Source organism: Streptomyces sp. NPDC054841, assembly GCF_053611045.1.
In genome coordinates this window covers 1-1158 of the sequence record NZ_JBSGZO010000925.1, presented here as the reverse complement: position 1 = coordinate 1158, position 1158 = coordinate 1, and the positions used below count along the sequence as shown (strand labels likewise).

The 1158-nt window shown below is 67.4% G+C and carries 2 protein-coding genes; both read right to left on the bottom strand.

Translation table 11 applies throughout. The features are described from left to right. Nucleotides 1-94: 94 nt before the first annotated feature. Nucleotides 95-334 (bottom strand): phosphopantetheine-binding protein, encoded by a 240-nt coding sequence (locus ACWGI8_RS44475; RefSeq protein ID WP_453669351.1) that lies wholly within the window; start codon nt 332-334, stop codon nt 95-97. Nucleotides 335-382: 48 nt separating this feature from the next. Continuing rightward, on the bottom strand, nt 383-1158 hold a 776-nt coding region (locus ACWGI8_RS44470), incomplete at its 5' end, for a beta-ketoacyl-ACP synthase 3 (RefSeq protein WP_453669349.1).

Genomic DNA, 1158 nt, shown 5'->3' with positions numbered 1-1158 from the left:
GCCGTCGAGATTCTCGACGGCAACGCGAGGTGACACTGCGGCAGGGATAGGCCGGTCCTCTCGGCGATGCCGTGTCGGCGGCAGGAAGGGCTGTCTATTGGGCGGCGGCTGCGTACTTGTTGGCGAGGGCCGCGATGTCGGCGACGGTGTGGGCGTTCTTGAGTTCGCTCTCCGGGATGGCGGTGTTGAATTCCTTGTCCAGGCTGAGGGAGATCTCCAGGATGTTCAGGGAGTCCAGGTCGAGGTCTTTCAGCTGGAGATCGGGTTGGATCTCCTCACTGGGCAGGTCGCACCAGGCGGTCAGGACGTTCCAGACGCGCTGCAGGGTGTCCATGGGTGTCTCCTCGGGGTCGTGAGGTTTTGTGCGGGCGGGCCGGGTGGGTCAGGCGGTTGTGATGGAGGGCCACGTAAGGAGGGTGGAGCCCCAGGTGAGGCCGCCGCCGAAGGCTGTGAGCAGAACCAGTTGGCCGGCGTGCAGTGAGTCGCTTCTTGCTGCGTCGGCCAGGGCGAGGGGGATGGAGGCTGCGGTGGTGTTGCCGACCTTGTCGATGTTGGTGATCATCCGGTGTGCTGGGAGATCGAGCTGGTGGGCGACGGCGTGGAGGATACGGGCGTTGGCCTGGTGGGCGACGAGATGGTCCACTTCGTGGATGGAGCGGTTGGCGCGCTGGAGGACTGCCCGTGACGAGGCGGTCATCTTGGTGATGGCGGTGGTGAAGACAGCCTTGCCGTCCATCGCGACGTACCGGTCTGTTTCCGGTGCCTCCCGGCGTGTGGAGCGCTGGCGTGATCCGCCCGCGGGCTGACGGATGAGTTCCATGCCGGTTCCGTCGCTGCCGAGGTCGAAGACGGTGAGGGCTCCGGCCTCGTCTGGGGTGCCGACACGCATAACCACGGCTCCGGCACCGTCTCCGAACAGCGGCGCGATGCTCCGGTTGTCCTGATCGACCGCGGTGGAGACCGTGTCCGCGCCGATGAACAGGACCCGATCGGCCAGGTGGGCGGTGATGAGGGCGGTGGCCGTCGCCAGGCCGTAGACGAAGCCGCTGCAGGCGGCGTTGACGTCGAAGGCCGCGCCGGTGATTCCGAGCCGGGCGGCGACAGCGGGTGCGGTCGCCGGGATGGGGTAGTCCGGGGTGGTGGTGGCCAGGACGATCG

Excerpts from the sequence above, each read along its gene's own strand:
- ACWGI8_RS44475 (WP_453669351.1), bottom strand. The coding sequence starts at position 334 with ATGGACACCCTGCAGCGCGTCTGGAACGTCCTGACCGCCTGGTGCGAC.